Origin of the sequence: Paraflavitalea sp. CAU 1676 (assembly GCF_029223285.1) — a bacterium.
GTDB lineage: Bacteria > Bacteroidota > Bacteroidia > Chitinophagales > Chitinophagaceae > Paraflavitalea.
Window position 1 is genome coordinate 344482 of sequence record NZ_JARHUJ010000002.1, and the last position, 16657, is coordinate 361138.

At 48.9% G+C, this 16657-nt stretch carries 13 protein-coding genes; 4 read left to right on the forward strand and 9 right to left on the reverse strand.

All coding sequences use genetic code 11. The features are described from left to right. Nucleotides 1–30: 30 nt before the first annotated feature. Nucleotides 31–552: a hypothetical protein gene (locus tag P2H89_RS06170; protein WP_275825702.1), complete on the reverse strand. Its 522-nt coding sequence runs from the start codon at nt 550–552 to the stop codon at nt 31–33. Nucleotides 553–1012: 460 nt separating this feature from the next. Next, a complete protein-coding gene (locus P2H89_RS06175; RefSeq protein WP_275825703.1) occupies nt 1013–1843 on the reverse strand; it encodes a hypothetical protein in 831 nt (276 codons plus the stop codon). A 250-nt stretch (nt 1844–2093) separates the two neighbouring features. Between P2H89_RS06175 and P2H89_RS06180 the strand changes: the two genes are divergently transcribed. Both P2H89_RS06180 and P2H89_RS06185 read left to right on the forward strand, forming a co-directional pair. Further along, the gene (locus P2H89_RS06180) at nt 2094–2738 is read left to right on the forward strand and encodes an NAD(P)H-binding protein (RefSeq protein ID WP_275825704.1); all 645 of its coding nucleotides are present in this window, start codon (nt 2094–2096) and stop codon (nt 2736–2738) included. 485 nt (nt 2739–3223) lie between these two features. Then, nucleotides 3224–5830 (forward strand): alpha-L-arabinofuranosidase C-terminal domain-containing protein, encoded by a 2607-nt coding sequence (locus P2H89_RS06185; protein WP_275825705.1) that lies wholly within the window; start codon nt 3224–3226, stop codon nt 5828–5830. 66 nt (nt 5831–5896) lie between these two features. Here the strand turns inward: P2H89_RS06185 and P2H89_RS06190 are convergent, their stop codons facing one another. After that, nucleotides 5897–6865, reverse strand: coding sequence for a fasciclin domain-containing protein (locus tag P2H89_RS06190; protein WP_275825706.1), 969 nt, complete (start codon nt 6863–6865; stop codon nt 5897–5899). 296 nt (nt 6866–7161) lie between these two features. Here P2H89_RS06190 and P2H89_RS06195 point away from each other — a divergent pair, with 296 nt between their 5' ends. Continuing rightward, nucleotides 7162–8577, forward strand: coding sequence for a hypothetical protein (locus P2H89_RS06195; protein WP_275825707.1), 1416 nt, complete (start codon nt 7162–7164; stop codon nt 8575–8577). 47 nt (nt 8578–8624) lie between these two features. Here P2H89_RS06195 and P2H89_RS06200 read toward each other — a convergent pair whose 3' ends face one another. From P2H89_RS06200 to P2H89_RS06215, 4 genes are all read right to left on the reverse strand, one after another. After that, on the reverse strand, nt 8625–9617 hold the full coding sequence (locus tag P2H89_RS06200; protein WP_275825708.1) for an NAD-dependent epimerase/dehydratase family protein: 993 nt from the start codon (nt 9615–9617) through the stop codon (nt 8625–8627). Nucleotides 9618–9624: 7 nt separating this feature from the next. Beyond that, nucleotides 9625–10512 (reverse strand): SDR family NAD(P)-dependent oxidoreductase, encoded by an 888-nt coding sequence (locus tag P2H89_RS06205; RefSeq protein ID WP_275825709.1) that lies wholly within the window; start codon nt 10510–10512, stop codon nt 9625–9627. 160 nt (nt 10513–10672) lie between these two features. Next, nucleotides 10673–11368: a hypothetical protein gene (locus P2H89_RS06210; protein ID WP_275825710.1), complete on the reverse strand. Its 696-nt coding sequence runs from the start codon at nt 11366–11368 to the stop codon at nt 10673–10675. A gap of 724 nt (nt 11369–12092) precedes the next feature. Beyond that, nucleotides 12093–12233 carry a hypothetical protein gene (locus P2H89_RS06215; protein WP_275825711.1) on the reverse strand — a complete coding sequence of 47 codons (141 nt, stop codon included), beginning with the start codon at nt 12231–12233 and terminating at the stop codon, nt 12093–12095. A 259-nt stretch (nt 12234–12492) separates the two neighbouring features. Between P2H89_RS06215 and P2H89_RS06220 the strand changes: the two genes are divergently transcribed. Next, nucleotides 12493–13704 (forward strand): TlpA disulfide reductase family protein, encoded by a 1212-nt coding sequence (locus P2H89_RS06220; protein ID WP_275825712.1) that lies wholly within the window; start codon nt 12493–12495, stop codon nt 13702–13704. 80 nt (nt 13705–13784) lie between these two features. On the opposite strand, the gene P2H89_RS06225 is transcribed toward P2H89_RS06220, so the two are convergent. Then, entirely contained in the window at nt 13785–14099 is a 315-nt protein-coding gene (locus tag P2H89_RS06225; RefSeq protein ID WP_275825713.1) for a hypothetical protein, read from the reverse strand. Between the two features lie 20 nt (nt 14100–14119). Next, nucleotides 14120–16576, reverse strand: coding sequence for a zinc-dependent metalloprotease (locus P2H89_RS06230; RefSeq protein ID WP_275825714.1), 2457 nt, complete (start codon nt 16574–16576; stop codon nt 14120–14122). Nucleotides 16577–16657: the final 81 nt, after the last annotated feature.

Consider the following 16657-nt stretch of genomic DNA (forward strand, 5'->3'; position numbering starts at 1 on the left):
TTGGTGGTGGCTGTGACAGCGCGATGGCTTTTATTCTCCCTGGTGTATCCATTTGTATTTTTTCCCGTCCCAGTAAATGATGCCGCCGGCGATGGCTGCACCATCTTCCATGTCTTCTATCAGTATGCCGGGCTTATTCAGATTGACGATATTGCTGCCCAGGATATCTCCTGATTTGGGATCGAATCGTGTTTCGCGGGCTGTTTTGCTGCGATAGACACGCCACCTGTCGGCCCAAACAAAATCATCGTCACCGGGTGCAACAGCCCGACCTGCACCAAAGACGCGGTAGGCCAGTGTCTTTCCCTCCATCAAAAGAATGCCGGATTTGCCTGTTTTAGTTTCTTTTACAAAGACTGCTATATCGCGGGTGTCGTCTCCATTGAAATCGGCTTGGAGGGGAGTAAGTTTAGAAGAGGAAGTAAATGTATAGAGAGTGTCAAGTCTCTTATTATTTAACGCATCGGTAAACCAGGATGGTAACGATGTGCTTTGGGCCTGTATAGCTAGTGAGCTGCCTGAAAGTAGACAGGCTATGAAAAATTTCAACATGTTGGCAATATAGATAGGAGTTAGTATATTGTCAAGTTGCATTGTGGTCTCATACAAATGATATGAAGCTTGAGTATTTACACGATTTAACTGAAGGAGGTTTATTTAATCAGGTTGTTTCAGAGAACCTTGTGCGGTTGTTTGATTTCGATGAGGAAGAAACTTCAAGGCTTTGCTCTTTAATTCAACTGTAGGTTTTAGAGAAAGGAAAAACGCTTCAATTGTCAGACGTTGATTTTGTTGATTCGACATGTACAGTTGCAGCTGGAGTTGGTAGAAGAGGACGAAGGTATTGTATGGTTGGAGTGGCCGGATATTCTTGTTTGCAGGCTAAGTCGTGATGGTTACAAGGTCCTTTTGCAACGAATGAAAAGTTCCGGATCGGGTTATCATTGGCTCTGCGATGCCTCAAATGCCAATATTGATTTTCTGTATTCTTCGGGAGGTGCCTGGTAAAATATCATTTCAACTGTATATGCAGGTGGTCGTCGTGCCTTACTGCCTGGCAGCCGTGAAACCGGATCTTGCCTGATTGCAGGTGGAGGCGGGTTTTCAGGTGAGGTTCAATGAAAATTTTTTCAACCTCTTCGCGCTGTGCGAAGAGTTCGGCCAATGTTTTTGTTCTGCTGGCGTCGAACAGTAGTTTGTCTTTTTTTCCTTGTGGTATGATATGGGTGAGGAAACTGTATTGCCAGTTGCCTTTACTGCTACAGGCGCAGTATGTACAGACTTCATCTGGTAATGGCTCCTCACAAACGCCGTAGCCGATTGGTGACGGAGCTTCGTTGGTAACCCTGTCGGTGGCTGCTTCCAAATAATAGAATGCGAGATCCAGTTTTTTGCCATCGTTGTGGCTGAGGTGGGGTATCAGTGGAAAGCCTTTCAAGAATGGGAAGTTGGCGTCGAGATAATTGGTTTCAGTGCCGGGATAGCGCTGGTTCATCTCTCTCGCCGTTTCGATGGCTACCTTTTTCATCGCAGGGACGACGTAATGCCGGTTAAGCAGGCAAGTGAGCAGCGTAAGCGGACGCAGGTGATCTTTTTGGGTGAGCGGTAGTGGTACCCGGCCGAAAGGGCGGGCGAGAAGCGGTACAAGGAGGAAGGTGGCTATGTTGTATAAGGCCACGAAAGATGCTGTCCGATAGAGGTGCTTCTGCCAGGTTTTCGTGGTTTGCTTGTCGGTAAGGCGATGGGTGAGGAGGGAAAGCAGGTAAACTACCCCGCCGATCTGTGTGAGGATGGTGAGGAGCAGGAAGACTATCGATCTTATGATATACTTAAGGATTGCCACGACCACGGTTAGGTTAAATGATGGTGAATATAATAGGGTGGTGTGAGCGGCGCAAGTTTCTGCTTGTTTATGTTTTGCTAAATAGCAGGGGCTGACTATTTGCAGTGCGGCCAATCCTCCTTATTTTGCAGGTATTAAACGCGCTTTATAAAATAGTGACCTCCCGACTAGCAATGGCCTGGTGCCGTTGTAGCTGACCGATCCCTCCAAAAGGATCGTATTATTCATTCCTATTTTATAAAGTAATCATATGTCAATTTCTTCTCCCATTGCCGTCATAGGCGGCACGGGTAAATCGGGTAAATACCTCGTTCTACGTTTATTAGCTCAGCAACTCTCCATTAAAGTTCTTGTCAGAAACCTTGACCACTTCACCCTGGTGAACCCTTTAGTGGAAGCCGTCGTCGGCGACGTCGTCGATTATGATGCCGTGTATCGGCTTGTTTCAGGATGCAGCGCTGTGGTCAGTACGCTTGGTTTGGGCGTCCCGCCCAGCGAGCCTACGATCTTTACCCAAAGTACGGCTCACGTATTGGAAGCGATGCATGCTCATGGCATCAGGCGGTATATTGTGACTACCGGTCTAAATGTAGACACTCCCTTCGACCGCAAAGGGGCAACGGCCGCCGCCGCTACTGCCTGGATGAAACAAACCTATCCGGCATCTACCATCAATAAACAGCAGGAATATGATCTGCTGCGAGCGAGCACTGTCGATTGGACGATGGTACGCCTTCCTCTAATCGTGCAAACCGATGAAGCACCTCCCGTTCGGGTGAGCTTGGAAGATTGTCCGGGTAAGGAGATCAGCGCTACCAGTTTGGCCGATTTTTTAATCGGGCAACTGGCTTCTCGTGAGTTTGTCAGTAAAGCGCCATTTGTAGCGAATGAGTAATTAAGGTTAACGGCGCAGGTGTGATCAGGACTTTGGAGGCTGGGCAAGGGCCTGCGCTGTTATTTTTTAGGCACTTTACCCTTTATAAACCGGATCTGCTCTACAGATAGTTTTGTTTTATCTATGAAACTGCCCAATCCTTTCGTGTGATAAAGTATGAGAAATTTGCTGAATTCATTGTGTTTCAGAAAATGGGACCAAAGGATCTCTGACTTAAACGTGTCGGTTTGGACAACTATGCCATCCCTTGTCAGACAATTTACTGGTAACGCTGAATGTTTCCATGGGAGTGCTCTATAGGGGTTGAGTTGATCGAATATACAGCAACCCAAACAAACTTGCAAGGTTAAGTTCTAATGGGAATGGTTTCTGTGCGCCAGGACAGGACTATGTTAGTGCTGCTGCCACGCGGCAGGTCCCTTTTGTCATTTGCTGGATTAATTGTAATATTGACATTTAAGTGAACCAACCCAACTTGTTTGCCTATGAGGTCTGCTATTAACTGCTGCGGGTTTATCCTGCTGTTCCTTTGGCTATTCAATCATGCCGCCCTTGCCCAGGGTGCCCGCCCAGGCGGTGATTCTGTTTACCTCTTTGCTTATGGTACGGCTAAGAACAATTACCATAACGGCCTTCATTTTGCCTGGAGCAAGGACAAGGTCAACTGGTTCCTGATCGGGAATGAGCATGGCTTCGTTCACAGCGACTATGCCCGCTGGGGATCGGAGAAGAAGATGATGAACCCTTATTTATTGCAGGCTCCTGATGGCAGCTGGCAATGTGTATGGGGCCTCAACGACAAAGAGAAGCTCTTTGCGCATGTTTCCTCACCCGATCTCGTGTATTGGGGGCGCCAGTCGTACCCCCTGGTACAGCAGGGCGCCAACGTACTGAAGCCAGTACTGCAATTCTATCCTGCACAAAAGCAATATTCTATTACTTATACGGACGCTACCGGCAAGTATTATCAATTGCTCACAAAAGACTTCAAACAATATACTGCTGCTAATGCGGTGAATGCCGGTGCGTACGGCGATGCGAGCGTTACGGTGACCTTACCCAATGGATCGGCTACCGGCCAGCTATTCCGCGTTCAATGGAGCGTTGTGGAAAAACTTATTCAATCGTACGAGGGACGGCAATACCGGAACAGTTTGCATGGTGAAAACACCAGCCAGGACGGTCAGCGTTTTGCCGGCCTAAAGCCGGTTGACGCGAAACTGGTTTTGCAACCTTCGCAGGCCAGGCCTATTAGCAACTTACTGACCGGTGTTTTCTTTGAAGACATCAACTATGCTGCCGACGGTGGCTTGTATGCCGAACTGGTACAGAACCGCGATTTCGAATACGCGCCTTCCGACAGGGAAGGTCGTGACACGGCCTGGAACAGCCGTTATGCCTGGAAGCTCAACGGTACGAATGGTTCTTTTACCATCGCTACAGATGGTCCTATTCACGCCAATAATACCCATTACGCTGTTATTGAATCAGCCGGAGGCGATGCTGTTTTAAGCAATGCCGGTTTCGATGGTATTCCTGTCAAAAAGGGAGAGTCGTACAACTTTTCTTTGTTTACGAAGCAAACCGCTGGTAAGGGAAAACTGAAAGTGAGTCTGCTCAGTAAAGACGGAACGGTTTTGGCCACTGCGACACTTTCTCCGTCTACCAGCGGCTGGAAGAAAGTAAAAGCCATTCTTACGGCCAATGCCGATGCGGCCGATGCCTACCTGGCTTTGCAGCCGCTGGCGGCGGGTAAACTGCAGGTAGATATGGTTTCTTTATTTCCCCAAAAGACGTTTAAGGGAAGAGCGAACGGGCTGCGGGCCGATCTGGCACAAACGATCGCGGATATCCGTCCACGCTTTATCCGCTTTCCCGGCGGGTGTGTGGCGCATGGCGATGGGTTGCACAATATTTACCAATGGAAAAATACCATTGGGCCGCTGGAGGCGCGCAAGCCGCTGCGTAATCTTTGGGGTTACCATCAAACGGCTGGTTTGGGTTATTTTGAATACTTCCGTTATTGCGAGGATATCGGCGCCGAGCCGTTGCCTGTTTTGGCGGCAGGCGTTCCCTGTCAGAACTCCGGCCCCAGTACTACTGGTGGCGGACAGCAGGGGGGCATTCCGCTCGATCAGATGGACGCGTATATCCAGGATGTGCTGGACCTGATCGAATATGCCAACGGTGACGCTAAATCTGTTTGGGGAAAGAAGCGTGCAGAAGCCGGTCACCCCCAGCCATTCAATTTAAAATACATTGGCATCGGTAATGAGGATCTGATCACCGACCTGTTTGAAGAGCGTTTTGCGATGATCTTTAAGGCGGTTAAAGCCAGGTATCCGGATATCACCGTGATCGGCACGGTAGGGCCCTTCTGGGAAGGGACGGACTACGTGGAAGGCTGGCACTTGGCCAATAAGCTGCAGGTGCCGATGGTGGATGAGCATTATTATGTGCCCCCGGGCTGGTTGATCAACAACCAGGACTTCTATGATAAATACGATCGCAATGGTTCTAAGGTGTACCTGGGCGAATATGCCGCTCATTTGCCGGGCAGGCCCAATAACCTCGAGACGGCGCTGGCGGAAGCGCTTTACCTCACTTCGTTGGAGCGCAATGGCGATGTAGTGAGCATGGCTTCGTATGCGCCGCTGTTGGCCAAGGATAATCATACCCAATGGAATCCAGACCTCATCTATTTCAGTAATACCGAAGTGCGGCCCACTGTGGGCTATCATGTTCAAAAGCTGTATGGCGTGCATGCCGGCGACCAATACTTGCCGGCGGTGGCTACTTTGTCCAACAACCAGGATAATGTGAGAAAGCGTTTCGCGTGGTCGGTAGTGAAGGATAGTAAATCGGGCGACCTAATCGTTAAACTGGTTAACCTGTTGCCGGTGACCATCAACACAGGTTTTGATGCTGCAGGTGTGAATGTGGCTGGTACGGAGGCTGTGAAGATCGTTTTGCAGGGACAGCCCGGTGATAAGCAGGCTACACCAACAGAGTCGGTGATGCCGGTGAGTGAGTTATCGAAGCTTGTGCTGGCACCTTATTCTTTTACGGTGATCCGATTGAAGACGCAGTAATAACATCCCGCTTATAACAGGTGATGAAGGCCGCGGGCAGCATTGCCCGCGGCCTTTCTGTTTTTATTATGGCAATAGGATTTTGTCTACTACGTGTATAACGCCATTGGTGGCCATTACATCGGTGATGCTAAGGCTGGCGGCCGTGGTGTTGCCATTGCCTTTCACTTTAGCTCCACCTGCCAGCGTGATAGTGAGTTTGCCGCCACCCAGGGAGGCAGGTTGTGCTCCTTCTGTGAGGTCGGAGGTGAATAGGCGGGCGGCGATCACATGGTTTAATAGTATCGGTTTCAGCGTGGCTGCCGGCGTTGCCTGGATAGACGCTATGGAGGGGTAGCCTGCATCGATGAATGCCTGATTGGTGGGGGCGAAGGCGGTGAGCGGGCCTGGCGCCGACAGGGTGTTCAGGATATCGAGCCCTACGCGTTGAGATGCGGCTACCAGGAAGGTAAAATTGGGATTGATGGCGATGGTTTCCACGATATTGCCCATCGGGGGCATCAATACTCTTTCTACAATATGGATTACTCCGTTGGTGGCGGCGATGTCGGCCTTCTTCACTTTCACGCCATTGATAAATACGCCTGCATTGTTGCGGGTGGCAAATGCTTTTTTACCGCCGTAGGTGCTGATCTCGGCATTGGGACCGGCGGGCACATCGGCTGCCATCACTTTTGTAGTGAGCAGATGGTATTGCAATACGGTGGTGAGTACAGCCACACCGTTGGCATCGAGCGCTTTGATCTTTGCTTCGGTGTCGAGATCGGCTGTGCCATCGCCGTTAAGGTCAATCTGTTTGAGTGCATTGTCATCAGGTGCAAAGAGGGTGAGGTTGGAGGTGCTGGCCAGGGTGTTGGACATACCTGCTTTTACTACGGCAGCTTCGAATAGGGTGAGCTGCGCATCGGCCGCTACTGTCTCGTTGATGTTCTTTTCAGCTGGCTTGTCGTCGTCGCTTTTACTGCAGGCTGTTAATGTAAGCGTGGCTGCTGCGATTATGCTCATGGACTGTCTATACATGCGAAAGGACTTCATAAAGATCGTTTTACGTTTTGAGATGGATTTCAGTAAGTCCTACGGTATTGGGGATATGCCGGCGTTTTTTTTGCCTGGGGTCTTGCACGCGGTTCTGTATGCAAATTCAGCGCCAATATCTGATGCGGACGATAATGCGCTAGTAAACAATACTCATTTCATTCAATCGTTGACCCAATACATACAGGGTGTACTGGTAGCCGCAGGTGGTTGACGCTAATTTGCTGCACGATTGCGGTTGGGGCTGAACTAAACTGCAACGTAAATAACAATCAATTACCTTATCAATCTGTTGTATGAAGAAATGCTTATGGGCAGTCTGCATGCTATTGCTATGCGCTGCCACGTCTTGTAAAAAAGATGCGGCCGAGGAGCCGAATGGGGCTGGTAACGGATCTGGCAATCCCGGACAGGAGCTGCCGCCCGGTGCACTGTGTAAGGCCGGAACGCCTGTTCCCGGTACGCTATTGCAAAAGGAGATCGGTGCGGCCGGTGGTGAGTTCGTTATGGGGAATGTAAAATTCATTGTGCCTGCTGGTGCTTTCAGCAAACCTGTTGCTTTCAAGATCCAACGGTTGCTTAATACGGCACCCAATGGTATCGACAGTATGGCTTTCCGTTTTGAAACGGCGGAGGGTGTGGAATCGTCGAAGCCTATTAAAATGATCTATACATTTCCGCGAGACCCTGATGGGAAACCTTTTGTACCGGGCGGCGAACCAAAGGTCCTGGGTGGTGTTGCTGTGCATAAGTTGGAAGCCGGCAAAACAGCAGGAGAATACGTTAAACAACCTGGCAAGCCGGTGATCGATGAAGCAGCAGGTACTGCTACTATGGAGTATCCGATGAAGATCACCAACGGGAAATTTGATATTGCTGCCTTTTTGAAGTACAAGCTTTGGGTCGATTTTAAGGACAACGACAAGGTTTCCAGTGCTCCGGTCGTTTGTAGCGATAAGCTATATTTTAACGTTACGAAACTGGGCATCGACTCAATCGTTTCAGATCTTTTTGTGCCGCTTCCCGAAGAAAAACCGGTAGATGGTAAGGACAATAGTTATATTACTAACATCTACATTAACGGCGTGCGGGAAGGGACGGCTACGACGATTGGCAGGATACTTCCCGGCAGAACCGGCAACCATTTCAATTATGAAGCGCCTTATGTGGTGCCCGGCGGTCCGGAGAAAACAGAAAAATACTTTACCATTTCTCTCGATATTCTGGCGGTGAAGAACGATGTTTCGAAGTACTACCTGGTTTCGCATGTTAAACTGTTCAATGAATCGACCATTGGTGTGAAGGGAAGGGTGGTGAGGAATGTACGGCATTCGGCCACAGAAGAATCGGCCCGCAAATACCTTGGTATTATGTTGAGCAACCAGGATAACCTGGGGACCAGGGCCGAGGTTTCGCTCTACATCAGGGATATCTTTGACGGAGCGGGAACTTATCAGTTTTCCAATTTCCAGAATATTGTATCTGCTTCTGCCAGTAATGGAGATGCCCTCTATGGCATATCGGCCAAAGAAGCAGGAACCAATACAGTTCCACAATATGCGTCGGGTAATATCAAGATCACTACCTACGACAGAAACAAGAATATTATTGCCGGAACCTATGATATGACCCTGTTGCGCGAGGTGAATGGAAAGGTGGAGTCGGCTCCGGTAACGGGTAAGTTTCGTATACCGCTTGTTGTGGCGAACTAATTTTTAATTGCGGAGCGGCCTGCGGGTTTTTGCGGGCCCCTTGATATTTATACCTGGTTGGTTAGGCGCAGCCAGCTGATGGTACTGTTTAAACCTTCTTCCAGTGAGCGGGCGCGATATCCCAATTCGCGTTCCGCTTTACTGATGTCTTTCGACCAATCATAAGGGAGTTTCTTCACCCATTCGGAGGTGATCATGGGCCGGGCGCCAAAGAGTTTGGTTTTGGTGTCTTCGAACCAGGCGATAGTCCTGATTAGCGGGTAGGGGATGTGGACCAGTTTCCGCTGCATTCCTGCTATCGATCTGACGAGTTCGAAGAAGCGATCGTAGCTGGCGTTCTCTCCCCCAATGATATATTGCGATCCTGGCTGCGCCTTTTCCATGGCAGTGATGATGCCGTTGACCTCATCATCGATGTACACGTAATTCATGGCCCCTTTTCCATTGCCGGGAATGATCTTCCATGTGCCCAGCATATAATTCCGTGCCATCATGGTGGCGCTATTGCTGTCGTCGATGGGGCCTGGCCCATAAACTTTGGTGGGGTTGATGATCACGACCGGCAGTCCCTGACTAGCATAGGCTTTTGCCAGTTCTTCGCCTTCGTTCTTGGTTCGTTCATACTCCGTGTACAGGGATGGTTGTTTAGGGCTGTCTTCGTTGGTGAGGGTACCATTGCTGGGCGGCAGCACGCCTGCCGTGGAGGTAACAATGATCTTTTCTGCTCCACTGGATGCTGCTGCGGTTAATACATTGTCTGTTCCCGTTACATTGACGCGGTGGTAAGCTGCTTTGTCTTTCATCCACATTTTGGCCAGGCCACCGAGGTGGTAAACCTGGCTGCATCCTTTCATGGCGATGCGGATACTGTCTCTGTTGAGCAGGTCGCCCTGAAACAAGCGGATATTGGCATGTTGCAGGTGGCTGGTTTGGCTGGTAGTGCGGGCGAGTACGTGTACCCTGGTGCCCCCTTTGGCCAGCTGTTGTGCCAGGTGGCGGCCAATAAAGCCGGACGCTCCGGTTAGGAATACAGTACGCATATGCGATCTATTGGTTATAGTATAAGGCGAATAACAGGGCTACTATGCCAGTGATCACTGCCATCGACCATAGTGCCCATTTGCGGCGGCGTCTGCGGGCCGCTGTGCGGTGTTTGGATGGATTGAAGAGCCGGCGGATAATGGGATCGGCAATACCGGCTGGAACGAGCCTTGCGGCAAATACATAACATTTGGTGACCATGCCGGGCAGGATCATTCTTTTTTCGGCCAACATGCCTTTGATGCCTGCGCAGGCTATCGAGTGGGGATTTTCATGGATCATTTCGGATATCCGTTTATTGACCTTCATTTCCACGTTGGCGTCGCGCTTATGCATGGACCCGCCGGGGCATAGTACAGATACCACCACGCCGGTGCCGGTCAATTCGTTGCGCAGGCTGGTGGTGAGGGTATTGACAAATGCTTTTGTGGCTGCATACAGGGCTTTGTTGGGGATATTGAAGAAGGAGGCGGTGCTGCTTACGTTGAGTATGTAGGCTTTGGGCCATTGCTTCAACATGGGCAGGAAGAGGCTGATCATCGAGGTGGATACATAATTGTTGAGGAGGATCATCGATTGTATTTCGGGCAGCTGCAGCTCTCCGAAGGGGCGGCTGCCGCCGGCCCCTGCATTGTTTATGAGTTTGTCTACGATGAAGTGGTTGGCCGAGCACCAGTTGAGGATGGCTTCCGGGGCTGCGGGTGCTATAAGGTCGATCTCGAAGTAGTGGGCCTTTACCTGGTACGTGTTGCTGATCTCGCTGGCCAGTTGGGATAGGTCGCTGCCTGGCAGGGATACCAACAACAGGTTGAACCTTTTTTTTGCGCACACGATGGCCAGCTCCTTACCAATTCCTGCTCCTGCGCCAGTGATGAGGGTGAAGCCTTCCTTCATTTGAATGGAGGTTTAATCGTTGATTGAAAACCGTTCCTATACCAATTTACTGAAAATGAATTTAATAAGCGGGCTTTGTGGAGGCGGGGATGCCCGGTTTTGTAAATAGGTTTAAAGTTTTCCAATCGAGGATTGCACCAGGACACGCGCGAAAACAAGGCTAGGCCTTGTTTAATTTTTTACTCATCATGAATATTCCAATTGATATCGCCCAAATTATAGCCAGCGCCAGGTATATATTTAGAGAAGCTTCGTGCAGCCACCCAGCCTGAAGTATTCCTGCCAGCGCATCTCCTAAACAGGATATGCCAGTAAGCATGGTGAGCCAACCAATATAATAGAAATTATTCTTGCGGAGCTGATAGCCAGTGAAGATCCACCAGGTTGCGGCAAAAGTCATCTCCAGCAGATTCCAGAGACCACCATAAACTACGTCATTTATTAAACTGAAATTAGCCTTCAATATTTGCTGTTCCGTCTCATTGGCCAGGTGATATGCATTGATTAATTTGGGCCATACGACTGCCAGTATAGATGCTCCTATACTTCCAATCAAAACATAGGCAATGCCGCAAAAAGTCACCAAATTGGCCCAGGCTGACCTGTCCTTCATCCAATCGTGCAACAGGTAAATGATGGGAAGCAGTAACAGGTAATACCCGAACATATCAAAAATCATAGACCATTTAGCCACAGCGGTATTTGTGCCGGCTGTTGATAAGATGAGCATCGGGTCTGAAAGTGCGTCGAAGTTGAAATTGACAGCAATAAGACTAGCGACCATACAAGCAAACGCGAGTAGTCCTGATAATATAGTTATTGCGCCTATTGCTTTTTGTTCTTTTATTAGGTTCATTTTCCTTTTAGCGCAAAACTAGATCGCTGATAAGGACAAATTTATGCTGGTGTCTTCAACCGTCAATTGCTTAGTATGGATTGAGTATGCATGTCGGGGCGAGGTGAATTTGAAATGTATTGTAACCCTTTACGTCGCACTTACGGGTTGGGGAGACACTCCGGATCTGTCTGGAAGTGTGTGCGGGTACAGGGCGCCGGAGCCGGCCAATAAAAAAGCAGCCGGCTGTGATCCCCAACTTCCCCTTGCTGGTTCCTGGCGGGAGCAATCTTTTCCGCCAGGGCCCTTACGGGGTTGTTCTGCTTCACGATAACCGGCTGACTTTAGAACCAAAACCACCTTTAAATTACCACGATAGAATCCAAAATAGAAGGGTAAGTGGAAACAAACCCTTGTAGATGCGCGATACATCTGCACATGAGAAACTTGTATCCTGATTAACCAAATGACTGTTTCATCGGGTTGAGGGCAAAGGGGAGGACCGGTGGTAAAGGATACCCTAAAAACCAAAACACCGGCCCTTAAATTCCCTTCATGCACCACAACCATCTTTATGCTGCGGTCAGCTTTACGCGACCTACCGGAATAAATTCCGGACTATAAAGCCAACCGAAGCAATGGCGTGAACATCAGCGGCAGCCTCGCCTCCTGCGGCGTAGAAAGACCCAATTCCCAATGCTTGCCTATGGAGGCAAGGAATCTGCATCGCTGGCACAAACACTTCTCATCTTATCTCAACATCGATCAGCTGTAACTCCAATTGTTCACCTTCATCAGGTGCGTAATATCCACACAGTACATTAACAGGTATAAATCCTTCGGCCAGCAGGTACAATGTCCACATGAATGTTATGTTACTGTCCATGTTTTTAACTGTTGGTGATAAGAAGTCGTATGATGAGGGAGCTGGTACTATGTGTTGCCAAAAAAAATAAATCATTTGCGCAATAATTGGCATCGCGCCGGTAAGACACGTTTCTGCTGCCGTTTATCCGCGCTCATTTCCTTGTATATGATTTCATGGGTACTTCTTGTTCATCCGGCCGACTTCGTCCATGGCCTTGCTTATCATGTCGATAGTGTGGGCCATTGAAAATCATTACTCATTTAAAAATTCAACAGCAATGAAACAGGCATTCCTTGCAGCGATTGCAATTGCCACTTCGATGTTCTTTAAACCTCCCGGAGGTTATGTGATTAAAGGGCGTATCGATGGCGCCAAAAACGGTTTGAAAGTGTATTTGGGCTTTGCAGACATTAAAGGAAAGGATAAGTTCTTTGACAGTACGATCCTGACCAACGGGCAATTCGAGTTTAAGGGGAATTTCCCTTCGCCGCGGTTCTGCTCTGTCATTTTTAAAGATCCTAAGGGGAAAGGACAATATACAGGCAAAGCTTTGAACCTGTTTGTCGGTGACGGTAAAATGACGGTGAAAGCAATCTATGATAGCCTGCCCAGTGAATTTGATGCTATGATAGGGTCCTTTTGTATGAAGCCATCCATTAAGGTGTCGGGTTCGCCTGCCCATGACCAGTTGATGGATTTCGTGAACGGATTGCGTCCCTTAAACGACCGGCTTGAATGGTTGGATGACAGTCTTGGAAAAGTATATTCAGCATCTCCGAAGGAGCCTGCAGCTTTCCAGGCGCGGATGGCCCTGGCTCAACAGATCGATCAGGTGTACGAAGAGCTGAAATCGCTTTCGCTGTCTTTTATTGCAGCGCAGGAGCCAGGAGAAGTGACCGGCCTTGTCGCTTACAAGACTTTGTCCATTGAATCGCTCGACACCAAAGAAGTAGGGCTGCTTCAAAGTAAATTTGCGGCTATGACCCCAAAGGGTCCGATAGTCAGTGCTCTGAACACTGCAGCTGAACAGGCAGGCAAAACTGCGGTGGGCTCAAACTTCCATGACTTTTCTTTCAAAGATTCGAGTGGTGTGTTACATCAGTTGGGCCAATATATAGGCAAAGGCAAATACGTGCTGGTGGATTGCTGGGCTTCGTGGTGTGGACCCTGCCGGAAAGATATTCCGCATTTGAAGGAAGTATATCGTGATTACCATGAGAAGGGCTTTGAGATCATCAGCGTTTCGCTCGACGAAAATGCCGATCAGTGGAAGAAGGCGCTCCGGGAAGAAAAAATGCCGTGGCTGCAGGTTTCCGAGAATAAAGGTTTTGAAGGGGGGATTGTAGCTACTTACAAAATAAGGGGCATTCCTACCTGCTTTCTGTTTGATCCCCAAGGTAAGCTCGTTACCAAGAATATGCGTGGGCCGTGGATGGACAACAGATTGATCGCTCTATACGGTGCTTTGCCGGAGGGTGGTAGTCATTGATCCAGGGGACATCATAAAAAAAATAGGGAAAGCAATAAATATTGCTTTCCCTCTACGGCATAGTACGGGGCGGCCGGGGGTTAATAAGATCGGCGGATTTGATAGGATATGATATTCAGCTGACCGTTTAATTCACGCTCGAGGCGTCGTGTTGTTTGGGCCATATCACCTTCCAGGCAAAATCGCATTCGTACGGTGTTTTCAATAGGTAGCGGATCCACTATGAACTCCTTGACGATGGCAACATTGTGTATGCAATCCAATACCTGGCTTTCCACGCCTCCTTCTTCGTGTACTTCCAGCACCAGGTAAAAGTGCTCCCTGAAGCCTGTTGAAATGTTGGGCATGCTGCATGACAGCAAGAACAGGTAAAAGGAGATCATTATCGTTTTCATATTAGCGGGTGTTTATTGAGTTACTTTTTGTTCTCCAGCGCTGTCGCAATGCGTTCTGCTTCGTCCTGCAAGTGATACTTCGTCATAGGGTCGTTCGTAGCCGGTATTGCTCTGATCATATCCTGGCGTACTGTGCGGAGTGTCGATTTTACTATAGACAATATATCTGAAGCCTGCAGGCTCAGTTTCGGGTCTGCATTGAGTACAGGTAGTTCTTTTTTTGCCGGCTTCAGGATCTCGACCATTTTATTGACATAGATCTTTTGCAGGTTTCTCCGGTACACATCGATCGGTTTGTGCGTGTACAATTCCGACCAGATTTCCTTTTGCAGATCGTTCATGAAGTTTTGCAACGTGTAGGCTTCCTTTCCAAGACGTGCTTCTGCTGCGATGAGGTTGTCGAAGCGTATTTCACTCAACAGAATGGTTATAATGGATTCCTGTTTTGAGCCAATCAGGGCAATTGGGTTGATGCCTGTTTTGTCGATGATATTGTTATCAACCAGCCACAGAGGAGTAGTGAATAACTGTTTACTCAAAAACTCGAGGGCAGCTACCTGCTTTGCTTTGAATACCGGTTCATACAATTTGCCGGGTTGCTCTGCTGTTTTGGGCGTATGATAAATGCCGCCAATATTTTTAGTAGCGTGGAACATGTATTGCATGAATTGGTCACCTACCTCACCATTGAGATATTTGAGTAATTCATAACCTTCATTGTCGGTACGGGTCCAGGCGGCCAGGTTGGGCACGATCCGCTGTAGGTTCTTAATGCCATACGTGCCGGCTTTTACTGCGTCGTCTCCCAGGTCTTCGTTCTGGCTGCGGGGATCGGATGATTCCGATTCGTTGCCAAACCAAAGGCGGTTGTTCTTCAGCTTTTCGGACGTCAGTTTGCTCAATACTGCAGCTTCCGATTCGGGTGTTTGGTTGCCGGGTAGTATTTTATAAGCCCACTCAATAGCCCACTTGTCGTAGTCGCCGATGCGGGGAAACAGGCCTGCCCGGCCGATATTGTCTTCGGGCTGTGCCACGTAATTAAAACGGGCATAGTCCATGATGGAGGGGGTGTGGCCGTTTGCTTCCACCCAGGCCTTGTCGCGCAGTTTCTCTACAGGAACGGTTGACGATGAGCCAAAGTTGTGTTTCAGACCCAGGGTGTGGCCCACTTCGTGCGACGATACAAAACGGATCAATTGTCCCATCAGGCTATCAGGCAGTTGTGCACCTCTCGCGTCGGGATCAACGGCGGCAGTTTGAACCAGGTACCAATCGCGCAATAACTTCATTACGTTGTGGTACCAGTTGATGTGCGTTTCGAGGATCTCGCCGGTGCGTGGATCATGTACGTGCGGACCACTTGCATTGGGCGTAGAGGACGGTTTGTACACAATGGCCGAATAGCGGGCATCTTCAAGGCTCCAGGTGGAATCTTCCTGGCGCGATGGTGCTTCTTTTGCAATGATGGCATTTTTGAATCCTGCCTTTTCGAAAGCTACCTGCCAATCATTGACCCCCTGCATTAAATAAGGAACCCATTTCTTAGGCGTTGCAGGATCGATATAATAAATGATAGGTTTTTTGGGTTCTACAAGTTCGCCCCGGAAATAACGTTGCAGATCTTCTTCTTTGGGTTCGAGGCGCCACCTGGTAGACATTTCTATTTTTTTGACGCCCTGAGGGTCGGCATCGAAGTCGGTCCGTTTGGAACTGAAATAGCCAACTCTTTCATCTGCCAAACGTGGTTTCATCGGTTCGGCTGGCAACAATACCAGCGAAGAATTGATCTCGAAGGTTGCGGTGCCCTCGGACATTTGTCCTGGTCTTGCTGGCAAACGGGTATAGGTCTTTACCGTTTTGATCTCCGTATTCTGCGGATAGCTATTGACCGATGCGATGTAAGATTTGTCGCTGTTCAGATTGGCCAGGCCATACATGGATTTCATCTCGGCATCGAAAAACAATTCATTGTTGTCGTTGCTTAAAAAATCAGTTACTTCTATGACGTATGCCTTAGACTGCGGGTTCGTTGTAATGGTAGAGAAGCTGGCCACGATGGGCTGGAGGTTGGAATTGATCACATTCCGGTACATGGGTCTTGTACTGTCACCAACATATTCACCATAAGATATTTTACGGAGGAATATCTTGTTTCCCGGGCCTTGTTCGAACTTTATTACCCCTTCATTGATCTGATCGCCGGAGAATCCATAAAAGCCTGCTATCCGGATCTCTGAACTTGATCTCGACAGGCGGGTTACCACGAGCAGGTCTCTGTTGAGCAAGGAGGCGGGCAATTCAAAATAATACTTGTCACCTACCTGGTGTACGGAGAGGAGACCATGGCGGCTAACGGCCTTTTCTGTAATGATCTCTTTATAGGGTTTGAAGTTTCCCTTGGCGACGGTATCGGTTTGCGCCAGGGCACAGCAGGGCAATAATCCGATGAGCCCTGCCATAATGTGTCTTTGTAACATGAAAGTTTCTTTTAGATGAATAATGTTGGTACTACTTAAGTCGTAGTCATTTGGACTTGGTACCACACCGTTCATCACATT